Annotated in this window: 15 protein-coding genes; 12 read left to right on the plus strand and 3 right to left on the minus strand. The window is 67.6% G+C overall.

Going from position 1 to position 14,979, the window contains the following annotated elements:
- Positions 1-188 precede the first annotated feature (188 nt).
- Positions 189-2,702: an FtsX-like permease family protein gene (locus BW38_RS18300; RefSeq protein WP_032974929.1), complete on the minus strand. Its 2,514-nt coding sequence runs from the start codon at positions 2,700-2,702 to the stop codon at positions 189-191.
- Complete coding sequence (locus tag BW38_RS18295) at positions 2,699-3,346, minus strand: ATP-binding cassette domain-containing protein (RefSeq protein ID WP_032974987.1); 648 nt, start codon at positions 3,344-3,346, stop codon at positions 2,699-2,701. The genes BW38_RS18300 and BW38_RS18295 overlap by 4 nt, the downstream gene beginning before the upstream one ends.
- Before the next feature lie 75 nt (positions 3,347-3,421).
- On the opposite strand from BW38_RS18295, the gene BW38_RS18290 reads away from it, so the two are divergent.
- The 3 genes from BW38_RS18290 to BW38_RS18280 all read left to right on the plus strand — a co-directional run bounded on the left by BW38_RS18290 (position 3,422) and on the right by BW38_RS18280 (position 6,295).
- Positions 3,422-4,069 (plus strand): arylesterase, encoded by a 648-nt coding sequence (locus BW38_RS18290; protein WP_032974931.1) that lies wholly within the window; start codon positions 3,422-3,424, stop codon positions 4,067-4,069.
- 90 nt (positions 4,070-4,159) lie between these two features.
- Positions 4,160-4,873 (plus strand): response regulator transcription factor, encoded by a 714-nt coding sequence (locus BW38_RS18285; RefSeq protein WP_002811889.1) that lies wholly within the window; start codon positions 4,160-4,162, stop codon positions 4,871-4,873.
- A 150-nt stretch (positions 4,874-5,023) separates the two neighbouring features.
- Entirely contained in the window at positions 5,024-6,295 is a 1,272-nt protein-coding gene (locus tag BW38_RS18280; protein WP_032974932.1) for a HAMP domain-containing sensor histidine kinase, read from the plus strand.
- 151 nt (positions 6,296-6,446) lie between these two features.
- Here the strand turns inward: BW38_RS18280 and BW38_RS18275 are convergent, their stop codons facing one another.
- Entirely contained in the window at positions 6,447-7,145 is a 699-nt protein-coding gene (locus BW38_RS18275; protein WP_032974933.1) for an SGNH/GDSL hydrolase family protein, read from the minus strand.
- Positions 7,146-7,379: 234 nt separating this feature from the next.
- Between BW38_RS18275 and BW38_RS18270 the strand changes: the two genes are divergently transcribed.
- The 9 genes from BW38_RS18270 (at position 7,380) to BW38_RS18230 (ending at position 14,976) form a co-directional block, all read left to right on the plus strand.
- Complete coding sequence (locus BW38_RS18270; RefSeq protein WP_025877898.1) at positions 7,380-7,775, plus strand: diacylglycerol kinase; 396 nt, start codon at positions 7,380-7,382, stop codon at positions 7,773-7,775.
- A gap of 32 nt (positions 7,776-7,807) precedes the next feature.
- Positions 7,808-8,557 carry a TerC family protein gene (locus tag BW38_RS18265; protein WP_025877899.1) on the plus strand — a complete coding sequence of 250 codons (750 nt, stop codon included), beginning with the start codon at positions 7,808-7,810 and terminating at the stop codon, positions 8,555-8,557.
- A gap of 255 nt (positions 8,558-8,812) precedes the next feature.
- The gene (locus BW38_RS18260) at positions 8,813-9,973 is read left to right on the plus strand and encodes an MFS transporter (protein WP_032974934.1); all 1,161 of its coding nucleotides are present in this window, start codon (positions 8,813-8,815) and stop codon (positions 9,971-9,973) included.
- Between the two features lie 728 nt (positions 9,974-10,701).
- A complete protein-coding gene (locus BW38_RS18255; protein WP_025877902.1) occupies positions 10,702-11,322 on the plus strand; it encodes a LemA family protein in 621 nt (206 codons plus the stop codon).
- Between the two features lie 3 nt (positions 11,323-11,325).
- Positions 11,326-12,159, plus strand: coding sequence for a TPM domain-containing protein (locus tag BW38_RS18250; protein ID WP_032974936.1), 834 nt, complete (start codon positions 11,326-11,328; stop codon positions 12,157-12,159).
- On the plus strand, positions 12,159-12,653 hold the full coding sequence (locus tag BW38_RS18245; protein ID WP_032974937.1) for a TPM domain-containing protein: 495 nt from the start codon (positions 12,159-12,161) through the stop codon (positions 12,651-12,653). Before BW38_RS18250 ends, BW38_RS18245 begins: the two co-directional genes overlap by 1 nt.
- Positions 12,654-12,737: 84 nt before the next feature.
- Complete coding sequence (gene lgt, locus BW38_RS18240; protein WP_025877907.1) at positions 12,738-13,625, plus strand: prolipoprotein diacylglyceryl transferase; 888 nt, start codon at positions 12,738-12,740, stop codon at positions 13,623-13,625.
- Complete coding sequence (locus tag BW38_RS18235; RefSeq protein ID WP_032974938.1) at positions 13,622-14,416, plus strand: thymidylate synthase; 795 nt, start codon at positions 13,622-13,624, stop codon at positions 14,414-14,416. Before lgt ends, BW38_RS18235 begins: the two co-directional genes overlap by 4 nt.
- Positions 14,413-14,976: a hypothetical protein gene (locus BW38_RS18230; RefSeq protein WP_032974939.1), complete on the plus strand. Its 564-nt coding sequence runs from the start codon at positions 14,413-14,415 to the stop codon at positions 14,974-14,976. Before BW38_RS18235 ends, BW38_RS18230 begins: the two co-directional genes overlap by 4 nt.
- Positions 14,977-14,979 lie beyond the last annotated feature (3 nt).

Below are 14,979 nucleotides of genomic sequence, written 5' to 3' on the forward strand. Positions count from 1 at the left end.
GCTCTCCGGCGGTGATTGCACCCGGCATCCACGCATGGCGTGGATCTACTGGGATCATCGATAATGCATCCACGCATGGCGTGGATCTACTGGGACCATCGGCACTGCATCCACGCATGGCGTGGATCTACTGGGTCCATCGGCACTGCATCCACGCCATGCGTGGATGCCTTTGCCACAGAACAGCGTCAGGCCTCGCGCAGCGCCAATGCCGGTGGCGTGTGCAGGATCCGCCGGGTGCCCAACCAGCCGGCCAGCAGGCTCAGCGCGATGCCGAGCAGGCCACCCAGCAGCAGGCCCGGCCACGGCGGCAGCAGTGGCAGTTCGAACACCTTCTGCGACACCGCAACGCCGATCACCGCTGCCGCACCCACCGCCAGCAGCGCCGCCAGCGCGCCCAGCGCACCGAATTCCACCAGCACCGCGCCACGCAGCTGGCGCCGCGTCGCACCCAGCGTGCGCAGCACCGCGCTGTCATAGCGTCGCTCGCCCGCCGTTGCCTGCAGCGCCGCCAGCAGCACCAGCACGCCGGCCAGCAGGCTGAACACCATCACCAGCTGCACCGCCTGCGCCACCCGTTCCATCACATCGCGTACCTGCGAGATCACCGCATCCACGTCCAACAGCGAGAGGTTGGGCTGCGCGCGCACCAGGGCCCCGAGACCCGCTGCCTGTCCCGCCGGCAGGTGGAACGCCGACAGCAGGTTGTGCGGTGTATCGCCCACCGCATTCGGATTCAACAACACGAAGAAGTTCGGCCGGAAGGTGTTCCAGTCGGCCTTGCGCACGCTGGTAACGCTGAACTCGCGCTGCTGCTCGCCCACCGCAATGGTGATGCGGTCACCGGGGTACACGCCGTAGCGCTTGGCCCAGCCGATCTCCACGGATGCCTCCGCGGCGGTGCTGTCCGGCTTCCAGAACGTGCCGTTGACCAGCGTATTGGCCGGCGGGAACGTGCTGCGCCAACTGAAGTTCAGCGGCCGGTTCTCGTCATCGTCGTCGCGCTGTCCTTCACCCTGCGGCTGATTGTCGTCGGCCGGCGTGCGATCCACTCGCAGCGGCGGCTTGCCGTTGATCGCGATCAGGCGGCCGGTGGCCATCGGTTCGATGCTGGCATCATCCGCACCCAGGCCCTGCAGTGCAGCCAGCACGCTGTCGCGCTGCTCGGGCTGGATGTTGATCAGGAAATAATTGGGCGTGTCCGCAGGCAGGCGCTCGCGCCACTGCTGCAGCAGGCCGGGGCCGATCACCGCCAGCAACAGCAGGGCGCACAGCGACAGTGACAGCCCCACCAGCTGCATCACCGCCAGCATCCGCCGTCGCGTCAGCGCCGCCAGGCCCAGCCGCCAGTTGCCGTGCAGGCGGTGCTGCAGGCCACGCAGCAGCTGCAGCAGCAGGAACCCGACCACGCCCGCGGCCACCGCCAGCCCGGCCAGGCCACCCAGCACCCACAGCGCCAGTTTCAGATCGCCGGTGACCTGCACCGCCAGTACCAGGCTGGCCGCCAGCGCAGCCACATAGGCCAGCAGCGAGGCCGGCGGCAAGGCAGCGAACGAACGGTTGAGCACGCGCATCGGCGGCACGCCACGCAGGCGCAGCAGCGGTGGCAGTCCGAAGCCGAACAGCAGCAACAGGCCGATTCCCGCGCCGGTCAGCGCAGGCATGGCTTCGGGCAGCGGCAGGCGTTGCGGCACCAGGCTGCCCAGTACCTGCACCAGTCCTTCCTGTGCCGCCATGCCCAGGCCGATGCCGATCGCACACGCCGGCACCGCCAGCATCAGCAGCTGCAGGGCCAGGCCGGCCAGGATGTCGCGCTGGCGTGCACCCAGGCAGCGCAGGATCGCCACCTGGTCGATGCGACGCAGCGCGAACCGGTTGGCCGCCAGTGCGGTGGCAACGCCGGCCAGCAGCACCGCCAGCAGCGCGCTCAGGCCGAGGAAACGACCGGCCAGGTCGAAGGCCTGGCGCACACCGCGCTGGGTATCGTTCACGCTGAGCAGGCGCATGCCTTTTACCTGCGGCAGCAGCCATTGCCGGAATGACGCGATGTCGGCGGCAGGGCCGGCGAACATCACCCGGTAATTGATGCGGCTGCCGGGGCCGAGCAGGCCGGTGCCTTCCACATCGGCGCGGTTGACCAGCAGGGTCGGCGACAGCGTCAGCAGGTCGCCACCGGCATCCGGTTCCGATTCGATGATGCCGGCGATGCGCAGCGTGCCCGCACCGAATTCCAGATCGTCGCCGGCCTTCAGGCCCAGTGCCTGCAGCAGGCGTGGGTCGGCATAGGCCTGGCCCTTGGCCGGCATTCCGGCATCGGCGATCAGCGCGCCGCCGGGCGTGGCACGCACGCGCCGCGCGCCGCGCAGGGGGTAGCCCGCTTCCACGGCCTTGATGCTGGCCATCTGGCTGGCATCGCCCTGGAACAGCACGCTGCCGAAGCTGGCCAGCCGCGTATGCGCCAGGCCGCGTCGCTGCGCCTCCTCAGCGAACGCGGCGGGCGGGTCATCGCGGCCGGCCACGCCGAGGTCGCCGCCGAGCATTTCCGCCGCGCTGCCGGTCAATGCCAGGTTGACCCGGTTCACCAGCGTGCCCACCGCCGTCATCACCGCCACGCCCAGTACCAGGGCGGCGAACACGGTCAGCAGGTCACCTGCCAGGGCCTCGCGGCGCAGCGCGCGCCACGCATGCCGCAGCAGGTTCATGCGTCCACTCCATGTTCCACCGGCTGCAGGCGGCCGTTGTCGATGCGATGGATGTACTGGCAGCGCTGCGCCAGGCGCAGGTCGTGGGTGACCAGCACCAGCGTGGTACCGCTGCCGGCGTTGAGTTCGAACAGCAGATCGCTGATGTGCTGGCCGGTGGCCTGGTCCAGTGAACCGGTGGGTTCGTCGGCGAACAGGATGCGCGGGCGGCTGACGAACGCCCGGGCAAGGGCGACACGCTGCTGCTCACCGCCGGACAACTGCCGCGGATAGTGGCGGGCGCGATGCGAGAGCCCGACCGCAGCCAGCACCTCGTCCACCCGCGTGCGGTCCTCGCGCCCGGCCAGTTCCAGCGGCAGCGCGATGTTCTCGGCCGCCGTCAGCGCCGGCAGCAGATGGAAGCTCTGGAAGACGAAGCCGACGTCGCGCGCGCGCAGCTGTGCACGCGCTTCTTCGTCCAGTGCCGTCAGATCCTGGCCCGCCAGCGCGATGCTGCCACGGCTGGGCAGGTCCAGCCCGGCCAGCAGGCCGAGCAGGGTGGTCTTGCCGGAACCAGAGGCGCCGACGATGGCTACGCTGGTGCCTTCATGGACGGTCAGGGTGATGTTGTCCAGTATGTGGACTTCACCCTCCGGGCCATGCACGGATTTGCCGACCTGGTCGACGGCGATGGCGACGGGCGCGCTGCGGGGGGACAGGCTGTCGATGAGGAGACTCCAATGCACAAGACGGAATGGAGCCGGCAAGCCGGCGCAATGATGATGCTGCTGCTAGGGTTGCTGCTGTTGCCGGCACTGGCGTGTGCCAAAGGTCCGGGCGGCGGTACCGTGCTGGTGCTCGGTGACAGCCTCAGTGCCGCCCACAATATCCCGGCCGATGCCGGCTGGGTCAGCCTGCTGCAGCAGCGGGTCAGGCAGCAGTCGAAAACCCCGCCGCGCATCGTCAACGCCAGCATGAGCGGGGAAACCACCGCTGGCGCGCTGACCCGCCTGCCGGGCCTGCTTGGCCGCGAGAAGCCCACGGTGGTGGTGATCGCCCTCGGTGGCAACGATGCGCTGCGCGGGCTGACCCCGGCGCAGGTGCAGGGCAACCTGGAAAAGATGGTGCAGGCCAGCCAGAAGGCCGGTGCCAAGGTGCTGCTGCTGGGCATCGACGTGCCGCCCAACTATGGGGCGGGCTACCGCCAGCGCCTGGCTGCGGCGTACCGGGCACTGGCCACGCAGTACAAGGTGCCGTTGCTCCCGTTCCTGCTGGAAGGCGTGGCCCTGCAGCCCGGCTTGATGCAGGCCGACGGCCTGCATCCCACCGCCCAAGCGCAGCCGAAGGTGCTGGACAACGTCTGGCCGCTGCTGAAACCGCTGCTGTGAGCACGCCATCTTCTTTTCATTGACGCAACTTCACATCGCGTGCACCGTCGATCGGGCATGTTTCACAAAGCTGAAGAAAGAGGGATTCTCATGCGTCAGACGAAGGAGACTTCCGGCTTGGTGCTGGTGGTCGAAGACAACCGCAATATCTCCGAGATGATCGGTGAATACCTGGAAGGCCGTGGCTTCGAGGTCGACTATGCGCAGGATGGCCTGGACGGCTACCGTCTGGCTGCCGAGAACAGCTACGACGTCGTCGTGCTGGACCTCATGCTGCCGCGGCTGGATGGCATCGAAGTGTGCCGCCGGCTGCGCAACGATGCGCGCAAGTCGACGCCGGTGCTGATGCTGACCGCGCGCGACACGCTGGATGACAAGCTCACCGGGCTTGGCTTTGGTGCCGACGATTACCTGACCAAGCCGTTCGCGATCCAGGAACTGGAAGCCCGCCTGCGCGCGCTGATCCGCCGCGAACGTCGCCAGGTGGGTTCGGAAGTGCTCAAGGTCGCCGACCTGGTGCTCGATCCGGTCAGCATGCGTGCCACCCGTGCCGGCACCGAGCTGCAGCTGTCGCCGATCGGCCTGCGCCTGCTGACCATCCTGATGCGTGAATCGCCGCGTGTGGTCACCCGCCAGGAAATCGAGCGCGAGATCTGGGGCAACGGCCTGCCTGATTCGGACACGTTGCGCAGCCATCTGTACAACCTGCGCAAGATCATCGACAAGCCGTTCGATCGGCCGCTGCTGCACACCGTGCAGAGCGCGGGCTATCGCATCGCCGATATCGCCCAGCCGATGGCCTGATCGACGTCGTGCCGGTGTTGCAGCAGAACCGGCACGGCCGTGGTCGGCAGGGAAGGGGTGAACGTTCCGGATACCGGGTCGTCATCGTCCATGCACGATCACGGCACAGCGCGCTGCCTATAATCGCAGCGCTCTGACCGGGACACCGCAATGCCGCACGGCCTGCCGCGCAAGATCCGTATCGCTTTCATCCTGCAAGCCGTGCTGGCCAGCCTGGGTATCCTGCTGGGTGCCTGGCTGGTTTCGCTGGTGATCAAGCACAGTCTGGTGGGCGCTGCCCTGCGCGAAGAAGCGGCGTACTACTGGACACTGCACGAGGCCTCGCCCGTGCAGCCGCCACCCAATACCCAGAACATCCGTGGCTACCTGCTGGAACGCGGGCAGTCGAGCCTGTCACTGCCGGCCAACCTGCGCACGTTGGAACCGGGTTTCCACGAACTGCCCGACGACGATCAGCTGGTGCTGGTCGACGCCCGCGAAGAGGGGCGCCTGTACCTGGTGTTCCTGCGCTCGCGCGCGGAGATGCTGGCGTTCTGGTTCGGCATCGTGCCGGTGCTGCTGACCCTGCTGGCGGTATATGGCGCCTCCTGGATCACCTACCGTGCCTCCAAACGCCTGGTATCGCCGGTGAACTGGCTGGCGCGTCGTGTCTCGCGCTGGGATCCGGGCCATCCGGAAGCGGCCGACCTGGAGCCGAACAAGCTGCCGGCGGACATGCAGGGCGAGACCCGGCAGCTGGCGGCGGCGCTGCATTCGCTGGCCAACCGGGTCACCGCGCACGTGGCGCGCGAGCGCAACTTCACCCGTGACGCCAGCCATGAACTGCGCACGCCGCTGACCGTCATCCGCGTGGCCAGCGACATGGCGCTGGGCGATGAAAGCCTGGAGCCGCGCCTGCGCCGCAGCCTGCAGCGCATCCAGCGTGCCGGGCGGGACATGGAAGCGGTGATCGATGCCTTCCTGATCCTGGCCCGTGAGGCCGACGTCGAGCCGCAGGTGGAACTGTTCGACGTCAACGACATCGTCCGTTACGAAGTGGACAACGCCAACGAGCTGCTGGTGGGACGGCCGCTGGCGGTGCACCTGCACAGCGACGCGGCCGTGCAGCTGCACGCACCGCCGCGGGTGCTGCAGGTGGTGGTCAGCAATCTGGTGCGCAACGCCTGCAGCTATACCGATGAAGGCCGCATCGACGTGCACGTGCACAACGACCGCGTGGTGGTGAGCGATACCGGCATCGGCATGTCCGCCGACGCGCTGTCGCGTGCGTTCGAGCCGTTCTATCGTGCCGATCCCAGCCGACCGCAGGGCACTGGCCTGGGGTTGTCGATCGTGCGCCGCCTGTGTGACCGCTTCGGCTGGAAGGTCAGCTTGGCCAGCGAGCTGGGCAAGGGCACCGAGGCGACGGTGATTTTCCGCTGAGGGCCGCTTGCCACCTCGGTAGTTGCCGACCTTGGTCGGCGCGTTCACTGGGATGCAGGTGGACGCATTCATGCCAACCAAGGTTGGCAACTACCGGAGCACGCGCGTTGTCGCGGTAGTGCCGGCCGCTGGCCGGCAACCTCGGGATCAATCAGTTGCAGTTGACCTTCGGCGCCAGCGCCTTGGTCCAGATCGCATAGCCGGCCGGGGTCATGTGCAGCATGTCCTCGCGGAACAACGACGCATCGGGTTGGCCGTCGGCCCCGAGCATCGGTGTGTAGATGTCGGTGTAGCCGGTGTTGGGCAGCTTCGCCAACGCAGCCTTGATCTTCGCGTTGGCGTCGTTGATCGCCGGCAGCAGGTGCGCCCGCGAGGGGCTGGGCTTGATGGAGACGTATTCCACCTTCGTCTTCGGCAGGTCGCGATGCACGCGCTGCACGAAGGCCACCACGTCATCGCGTACCTGGGTCGCGCTGCGGCCGCTGTTGAGGTCGTTGTCGCCGGCGTAGAAGAACACCTTGCACGGCGCGTACGGCACGATGGCCTGGTCGGCGTACCAGGTGCTGTCGCGTACTTCCGAACCTCCGAAGCCGCGGTTGAACACCGGTTGCCCCGGGAAATCCCGGGCCAGGCTGTCCCACATGCGGAAGGACGAGCTGCCGATGAACTCGATGCCGCCGCGCGGCGGCGGATTGGTCCGGTCGGCGGCGGCGAAGGCGGCGATGTCGGCCTCCCAGGCCACGTTGGAGACCTGCGCAGGGATCTGCGGCGACGCCGGCGGGCTCAGGGCCTGGGCCAGCGGCGCGGCCAGCAGGCCGAGCAGGATCAGGCAGGTGCGGGGACGGGTCATCAGGCACTCCGGCAGGGCAGGGGTATCCATCATAGAAGCTAGGCTGGCCCCGCGCTTGGCCGCGCTGGGCCGTTTGCGGGGTCGTTCGCAGGGACTCGCGGCGGGGCGTGCGGGGTGCCATTGCCGCCCTTGTGGCAAAATGGGGGCTGTCTGCCTATCCCTGTGCACCCATGATTTCCTGCCGTGCGTCTGAGCGGTCGCTGCGCCGCGCCCCTGTTGCTGGATCCATCACCCGTGGCTGATCAGTTTGGCCACATGCCCCGCGGCCCGCGCCGCATCTTCCAGGCCGCCCGCTGGTCCTGGCAGGGCCTGCGTGCTGCCTGGCTGCACGAGTCCTCGTTCCGGCTGGAGGTCTACCTGCTGGTGCTGCTGACCCCGCTGGCGATCTGGCTGGGCCAGACCCCGGTGGAGCGCGCGCTGATGATCGGCTCGATGCTGCTGGTGCTGGCGATGGAGCTGGCCAATTCGGCCATCGAGGCGGTGATCGAGCGCTATGGCGCGGAAATCCACGAACTGGCCGGCCGCGCCAAGGACATGGGCTCGGCGGCGGTGTTCGTGCTGATGATGAACGTGCTGCTGTGCTGGGCCCTGGTGCTGGTGCCGCGATTGTTCCCGGCCAGCGTCGGCTGATCCTTCTTCCTCCCCCTTGTTGAAGACTTCCCATGTCCCTTGAGCTTCTCGCCGATCCGAACGTCTGGTTGACCCTGTTCACCTTGAGCGCGCTGGAAATCGTGCTCGGCATCGACAATCTGGTGTTCATCTCCATCGCCGTCAGCAAGCTGCCCGAAGAGCGCCGCCCGTTCGCGCGCCGCCTCGGCATCGCTGTGGCCTGCATCACCCGTATCGGCCTGCTGGTCTCGCTGGCGTACCTGGCGCACATGCAGGCAAACCTGTTCACCGTGGCCGGCATGGGCATCTCCATCCGCGACCTGGTGCTGATCGTCGGTGGCCTGTTCCTGATCATCAAGGGCTGGATGGAGATCAAGGAGATGATCACCGGTGGCGAGGACGAGGACCCGACCACCACCAAGACCTCGGCCGTGTTCGGCTACGTGATCGCGCAGATCGCGGTCATCGACATCGTGTTCTCGCTGGACTCGGTGATCACCGCTGTCGGCATCGCCGACCACGTGCCAGTGATGGTGGCGGCGATCCTGTTGTCGGTGGCGGTGATGCTGCTGGCGGCCAATCCGCTGGGCCGCTTCATCGATGCCAACCCGACCGTGAAGATGCTGGCCCTGGCCTTCATCCTGCTGATCGGCGCGGTGCTGATCCTGGACGGCCTGGACGTGCACGTGCCCAAGCCCTACATCTACGCCGCGATGGGCTTCTCGGTGCTGGTGGAGTGGCTGAACCTGCTGATGCGCCGCCGCGCACGCGAACACCACGTGCCGGGCGCCGGCGACTGGTAAGCAAGCGAGACAGAACCCCCGGCCCGGCCGGGGGTTCTGCGTTTCAGTCGCCGCTGCGCTCGCCGGGCATGGCCCGGCGCTACCGAAGCGCGGGCCATGCGCGGCGGGGCTTCTTCCCGCAATGCCGGCTTGCACCTTCCACTTGTGAATCGGGATCAACACTGTTTTCCCGCGTAGTGGCTTACTCCCGGCCGGCAAAGCGCGCAGGCTACGCGCTCATTTTCCACAGGGCCTGCCCCCACGCAGGCAATCCCCATGAATTCCAGAGCCGCATTGCTGGCCCTCGCCGTCGGCGCCTTCGCCATTGGCACCACCGAGTTCACGCCGATGGGCCTGCTGCCGGTCATCGCCAACGGAGTGGGCGTCAGCATCCCCACCGCCGGCATGCTGATCACCGCCTATGCGGTGGGCGTGATGCTGGGCGCTCCGGTGATGACCCTGCTGATGGGACGCTTCGGCAAGCGCACCGCGCTGATGCTGCTGATGTCGATCTTCGTCATCGGCAACCTGCTGTCGGCGCTGGCCCCGAACTACGGCCTGCTGCTGCTGTCACGGCTGGTGACCAGCCTCAATCACGGTGCGTTCTTCGGCATCGGCGCGGTGGTCGCCGCCAGCCTGGTGCCGAAGGAGAAGCAGGCCGCGGCGGTGGCGACGATGTTCATGGGCCTGACCATCGCCAACATCGGCGGCGTGCCGCTGGCGACCTGGGTCGGCCAGCAGCTGGGCTGGCGCCTGGCCTTTGCCGGCACCGCCGTACTCGGTGTGGTTGCGATCACCGCGTTGGCCATGGCACTGCCGCCGTCGGCCGCGGGCGCGCGCCCGGATGTCCGGCGTGAACTGAAATCGATCATGCAGCCGCAGGTGCTGCTGGCGATGGCCACTACGGTGCTGGGTGCAGGTGCGATGTTCACCCTCTACACCTACGTGGCGCCGGTGCTGACTGAACTGACCGGTGCGTCGAATGCCTTCATCGCGCTGTCGCTGGCATTGATCGGCATCGGCTTTACCTTCGGCAACGGTATTGGCGGCCGCATGGCCGACTGGTCGCTGGACGGCGCCACCCGGATCCTGCTGGCGGTACTTGCGGTGCTGATGTTCGTGCTGCCGCTGGCCTTCATGAGCCACGCGACTGCGGCGCTGGGTGTACTGCTGTTCGGTGCGGCGACCTTCGCCATCGTGCCGCCGTTGCAGATCCGGGTGATGCAGGCGGCCAGCGAGGCGCCGGGTCTGGCGTCGTCGATCAACGTCGGTGCTTTCAACCTCGGCAATGCATTGGGCGCGGCGCTGGGTGGTGCGGTGATCAGCCTGGGGCTGGGGTACGCGGCGATTCCGGTGGCCGGTGGCCTGCTGGCAGCGTCGGCGCTGCTGCTGGCGTGGCTGGGGCGGGCACGCGCGCCGGTGGCTGAGGCTTGCTGAGAGATGTGTTCCGGCAGGGCTGCGCCCTGCACCCGCAGAGGCGGTAGTGCCGGCCGCTGGCCGGCAACCTCAACAGCAACGGCGGGCATTCCGTGGGATGGCGGGGTGGGTCCGGTGGCAGGGGACGGCGCAAGTCCCCCTCCGGGGCCCGGCCCAGCCGCTGGCGGCTGTGCGTTCGGGCGCTTGCGAAGCAGTGCTTCGCAAGCAAAGCGCCCTCACCCCTGTAAGCTCGGTCGCGCCTTGCTCGTGTGCGCTGTCCTGCGCACACGGCAAGACCCGGGTTGGGCGTCCTGCCCAACCCGCCCGAGGCATGCCTCGGGCCCATCGCGCTCACGCCCCCGCAAGCTGACCCACCCCGCCTTCGACAGTGTTCCGCGATCTGTCGCGACGGCGTTCTGTGCTGCTGCTGGTAGGTGTCGACCTCGGTCGACACACTGTCTGAAGAATCAGTTTCTGCTTTTGATTTTTCTTTTGATCTTCCCGCGGTGCGCAGGAAACCGTCCGTGGCCGGGAGGGTGGGTTGGCTGGGGGCGTGAGCCGCATGGATGCGGCGACCGAGCTTACATGGACGTACTTGCAGCGTCCCCCAGCCAACTCACCCTCCCGGCCCACCCGAGCTGGCTGGACCACACCGCGGAGGGGGCGGCGCCCGATGGCCGGCACTCTCCACACGTCCGTTAACACCGACCATGGCATGCTCGGCGCTCAGTCCACCCGGAGCCTTGGCCATGCGCCTGTTGACCCGCCTCATCCCATTGTTGCTGCTGGCCTCCCTGCTGTCCGGCTGCGGCTACAACGCCATCCAGCAGAAGGACGAAGCGGTCAAGGCCAGCTGGTCCGAAGTGCTCAACCAGTACAAGCGCCGCGCCGACCTGGTGCCCAACCTGGTGCAGACCGTGAAAGGTTTCGCCAGCCAGGAAGAACGCGTGCTGACCGAAGTCACCAACGCCCGTTCGCGCGTTGGCCAGATCAATGTCAACGCCGACGATGAAGCCTCGCTCAAGCAGTTCCAGCAGGCCCAGGGCGAACTGGGCAGTGCGCTGTCGCGCCTGCTGGTGGTTACCGAGAACTACCCGGTGCTGAAGTCCGACCAGAACTTCCGCGACCTGCAGGCGCAGCTGGAAGGCACCGAGAACCGCATCACCGTTGCCCGTGGCCGCTACATCCAGCAGGTGCAGGACTACAACACCTACATCCGCTCGTTCCCGCAGCTGATCACCGCCAAGATCTTCGGCTACCAGCCCAAGCCGAACTTCACCGTGGAAAACGAAGCGCAGATCTCCAACGCGCCGGCGGTTGATTTCGGCAACGCGCCGCAGCAGCAGCCGGCCCCGGCTCCGGGCCACTGACCGATGCGCCTGGCCGCCACACTGCTGGCCCTGCTGTTGTGGCTGCCGTTGGCCGTGCAGGCGCAGACGCTGGCGCCGATTCCGGCGCTGGATTCGCCGGTGGTCGATACCACCGGCACCCTGGATGCCGCTCAGAAGCAGGCGCTGGTGCAGCAGGCGCTGGACCTGCAGCAGCGCAAGGGCAGCCAGATGCAGGTGCTGGTGGTGCCGACCACGCAGCCGGAAGACATCGCCCAGTACACCACCCGGGTGTTCGACCAGTGGCAGATCGGTCGCAAGGGCGTGGATGACGGCCTGCTGCTGGTGGTGGCCAAGGACGATCGGCGGGTGCGCATCGAACCGGGCTATGGCCTGGAAGGCGCGATTCCCGACGCGATCGCCAACCGGGTGATCCAGGAGTACCTGGTGCCACGCTTCCGCGCCAATGACTATGCCGGCGGCATCACCGAGGCCACGGCGGTGCTGGTGAGGATCATCGACGGCGAAGCCCTGCCGGCGCCAGTCAGCAGCCAGCAGGGACGCGCCCCGGACGGGGGCGGTGATACCTGGATCCTGGCATTGTTCATCGGCGTGTTCGCCGGCAGCATCCTGCGCGGCGTGTTCTCGCGGGTACCGCGTCCGCTGCGCGGCCTGCTGGGTGGTGCTGGAGCGGCGGTAGCGGCCTTCCTGTTCACTTCCACCTTGCTGGCCAGTGGCCTGGCCGGCGTGGTTGGCCTGGTGGTGGCGATGTTGTCCGGCCATCCGGGGCGTTTCGCCGGCGGTGGCGGTTGGGGCGGCGGTAGCTGGGGCGGCGGTGGTGGCCGTTCCGGCGGCGGCGGCGCGTCGGGAGGCTGGTGATGATCCAACGTCTGTGCAGACATCTGTTTTCGCCATCGGTACGGCGGGCGTTCCCGCCGGCCACGCTGCAGGCGATCACCGAGGCGATCGCCGCGGGCGAGCAGCGCCATGGCGGCCAGGTGATGTTTGCGGTGGAAGCCGATCTGCCACTGCATGCGCTGTGGCACAAGGTCACCCCGCGGCAGGCGGCCGAGCATGCCTTCGCGCGCCTGCGCACCTGGGATACCGCGCACAACAACGGCGTGCTGATCTACCTGCTGCTGGCCGACCACGCCATCGAGATCGTGGCCGACCGTGGCCTGCACGGGCGGGTCGCGCCCGAGCAGTGGCAGCGGGTCTGCACGCATCTGCGCGAAGGCCTGCGCGGCTCGCAGCCGGTGGCGGCGCTGCGCGATGCCATCGACGAGGTTTCCTCCCTGGTGGAAGGGCACTTTCCGGCCTCGGCGCGGTCCGATCAGGACGGCCTGCCGGACACGCCGCAGATCCTGGGCTGAAGCCCGGCAATCGGGCGACGGCGGCCACCACGAGGCCGCTCCCGGGCGGCGCTAGAATATCGGCATCCCTGCAAGGCGCCCTTCATGATCTATTTCCACGACATCGACCCCATCGCCCTCTCGTTGGGACCGATCAAGGTGCACTGGTACGGCATCATGTACCTGCTCGGCTTCACCGCCGCCTGGCTACTGGGGCGCAAGCGGATCGCCGACGGGCGCCTGCCGGGCGTCGATGCCAACGGCTTCTCCGACCTGCTGTTCTACGCCATGCTCGGCGTAGTGCTGGGCGGGCGCATCGGCTACATGCTGTTCTACGCGCTGGGCGATTTCCTGCACAACCCGCTGCTGCTGTTCAAGGTGTGGGATGGCGGCATGAGCTTCCACGGTGGCCTGCTCGGCGTGATCGCGGCCTGCTGGTGGTGGTCGCGCAAGCATGCGCTGCACTTCTTCGACACGATGGATTTCATGGCGCCACTGGTGCCGCTGGGCCTGGGCTTTGGCCGCATCGGCAACTTCATCGGCGCCGAGCTGTGGGGCAAGTACACCGACGGCAGCTGGGGCGTGGTGTTCCCGTCCGGCCTGCCGGCACCGTTGAACCAGCTCGACCACGCCACCCTGCAGTCGCAGTTCGCCAGCGGTGCGCTCAACCAGTTCGCGCGCCATCCGTCGCAGCTGTATGAAGCGCTGCTGGAAGGGCTGGTGATGTTCGCGGTGTTGTGGACGGTGTCGGCCAAGCCGCGCCATCGCTATCTCATTGGCGGCCTGTTCGCGCTGCTGTATGGCATCTTCCGCTTCGCCGTCGAGTTCGTGCGCATGCCCGACAACGGCGTCTACGTGGCCTTCGGCTGGCTGACCAAGGGCCAGATCCTGTGCGTGCCGCTGATCGCCTTCGGCCTGGTGCTGCTGGTGATGTCGCGCCGCGCGCCGGTGCTGCAGCCGCAGCCGCTGGTGACGGCGGAGGGCAGGGCATGAAGGCCTACCTGGACCTGCTCTCGCACGTGCTCGAACACGGCGCGGAGAAGAGCGACCGCACCGGTACCGGCACCCGCAGCGTGTTCGGCTGGCAGATGCGCTTCAACCTCAACGACGGCTTCCCGCTGGTCACCACCAAGAAGCTGCACCTGCGCTCGATCATCCACGAGCTGCTGTGGTTCCTCAAGGGCGATACCAACATCGGTTACCTCAAGGACAACCAGGTGCGCATCTGGGACGAGTGGGCCGACGAAAACGGCGACCTCGGCCCGGTGTACGGCAAGCAGTGGCGCAGCTGGGCCACGGCCGACGGCGGCGAGATCGACCAGATGCAGTGGCTGGTGGACGAGATCAAGCGTAATCCGGATTCGCGGCGGCTGGTGGTCAGTGCCTGGAACGTGGGCGAGCTCTCGCAGATGGCGTTGATGCCGTGCCACAACCTGTTCCAGTTCTACGTGGTCGACGGCAAGCTCAGCTGCCAGCTGTACCAGCGCAGTGGCGACATCTTCCTCGGCGTACCGTTCAACATCGCCAGCTACGCACTGCTGACCCACATGGTGGCCCAGGCCACCGGCCTGGGCGTCGGCGATTTCGTGCACACGCTGGGCGACGCGCACCTGTATTCGAACCACTTCGAGCAGGCCCGCGAGCAGCTGTCGCGTGAACCGCGCGCGCTGCCGACGCTGTGGTTGAACCCGGAGGTGACCGATCTGTTCGGCTTCCAGTTCGATGACATCCGCATTGATGGCTACGATCCGCATCCGGCGATCAAGGCGCCGGTGGCGGTATGAGCGCGCGCCCACGCGTTGCGGCGCTGCTGGCGTTGGCTGGCCTGGCGCCGCTGAGCCTGGTGCAGGCGGCGCCTGCAGACACCCTCGCATTGGCCCGGCAGGTCAACGAGCAGATCGTGCACAAGCACATGCGCGGGGAATTGCAGCGCTTCGTCCGGACGCTCGATGGTAGCGCGCCACTGCCCAGCGACATGCCGGCCGGCTGCCAGGCACAGATGCGCGAAGCGGTGACCGGCATGTACGCGGCGATGGCCGAACACCTGAAGGCTGGCATCGAAGAACCCGCCTATCAGCATGAGCTTGAGCAGCGCCTGGCGGTGGTCTATTCCAGCAAGGATCTGCAGGGATTCCTGGCGCGCAGCGGCAGCACCGACGTTGCCACGCTGTCCAGGGACATCCTGTCGGGACCGGGCCTGAAGGAGATCGAGGACGCGCAGATGGACAGGATCCTCGAAGGCCTGGACGAGAATTCCACGTCGAACCCGGCGCTGGCTGCGGCGCTGCGCGCGGCCAGTGCCGCCAACGAGGCCTGTACACGCCTGCAGATCGACGCCGGCTGAGGA

It is taken from the genome of Stenotrophomonas sp. RIT309 (assembly GCF_000632045.1).
Taxonomy (GTDB): Bacteria; Pseudomonadota; Gammaproteobacteria; order Xanthomonadales; family Xanthomonadaceae; genus Stenotrophomonas; species Stenotrophomonas indicatrix.

What these genes read in the sequence shown, in the direction of transcription:
- BW38_RS18290 (WP_032974931.1), top strand. Translation starts at nt 3,422, where the DNA reads ATGCACAAGACGGAATGGAGCCGGCAAGCCGGCGCAATGATGATGCTG.
- BW38_RS18285 (WP_002811889.1), top strand. Translation starts at nt 4,160, where the DNA reads ATGCGTCAGACGAAGGAGACTTCCGGCTTGGTGCTGGTGGTCGAAGAC.
- BW38_RS18255 (WP_025877902.1), top strand. Translation starts at nt 10,702, where the DNA reads ATGCGCCTGTTGACCCGCCTCATCCCATTGTTGCTGCTGGCCTCCCTG.
- lgt (WP_025877907.1), top strand. Translation starts at nt 12,738, where the DNA reads ATGATCTATTTCCACGACATCGACCCCATCGCCCTCTCGTTGGGACCG.
- BW38_RS18230 (WP_032974939.1), top strand. Translation starts at nt 14,413, where the DNA reads ATGAGCGCGCGCCCACGCGTTGCGGCGCTGCTGGCGTTGGCTGGCCTG.
- BW38_RS18235 (WP_032974938.1), top strand. Translation starts at nt 13,622, where the DNA reads ATGAAGGCCTACCTGGACCTGCTCTCGCACGTGCTCGAACACGGCGCG.
- BW38_RS18300 (WP_032974929.1), bottom strand. Translation starts at nt 2,702, where the DNA reads ATGAACCTGCTGCGGCATGCGTGGCGCGCGCTGCGCCGCGAGGCCCTG.
- BW38_RS18280 (WP_032974932.1), top strand. Translation starts at nt 5,024, where the DNA reads ATGCCGCACGGCCTGCCGCGCAAGATCCGTATCGCTTTCATCCTGCAA.
- BW38_RS18250 (WP_032974936.1), top strand. Translation starts at nt 11,326, where the DNA reads ATGCGCCTGGCCGCCACACTGCTGGCCCTGCTGTTGTGGCTGCCGTTG.
- BW38_RS18275 (WP_032974933.1), bottom strand. Translation starts at nt 7,145, where the DNA reads ATGACCCGTCCCCGCACCTGCCTGATCCTGCTCGGCCTGCTGGCCGCG.
- BW38_RS18260 (WP_032974934.1), top strand. Translation starts at nt 8,813, where the DNA reads ATGAATTCCAGAGCCGCATTGCTGGCCCTCGCCGTCGGCGCCTTCGCC.
- BW38_RS18245 (WP_032974937.1), top strand. Translation starts at nt 12,159, where the DNA reads ATGATCCAACGTCTGTGCAGACATCTGTTTTCGCCATCGGTACGGCGG.
- BW38_RS18265 (WP_025877899.1), top strand. Translation starts at nt 7,808, where the DNA reads ATGTCCCTTGAGCTTCTCGCCGATCCGAACGTCTGGTTGACCCTGTTC.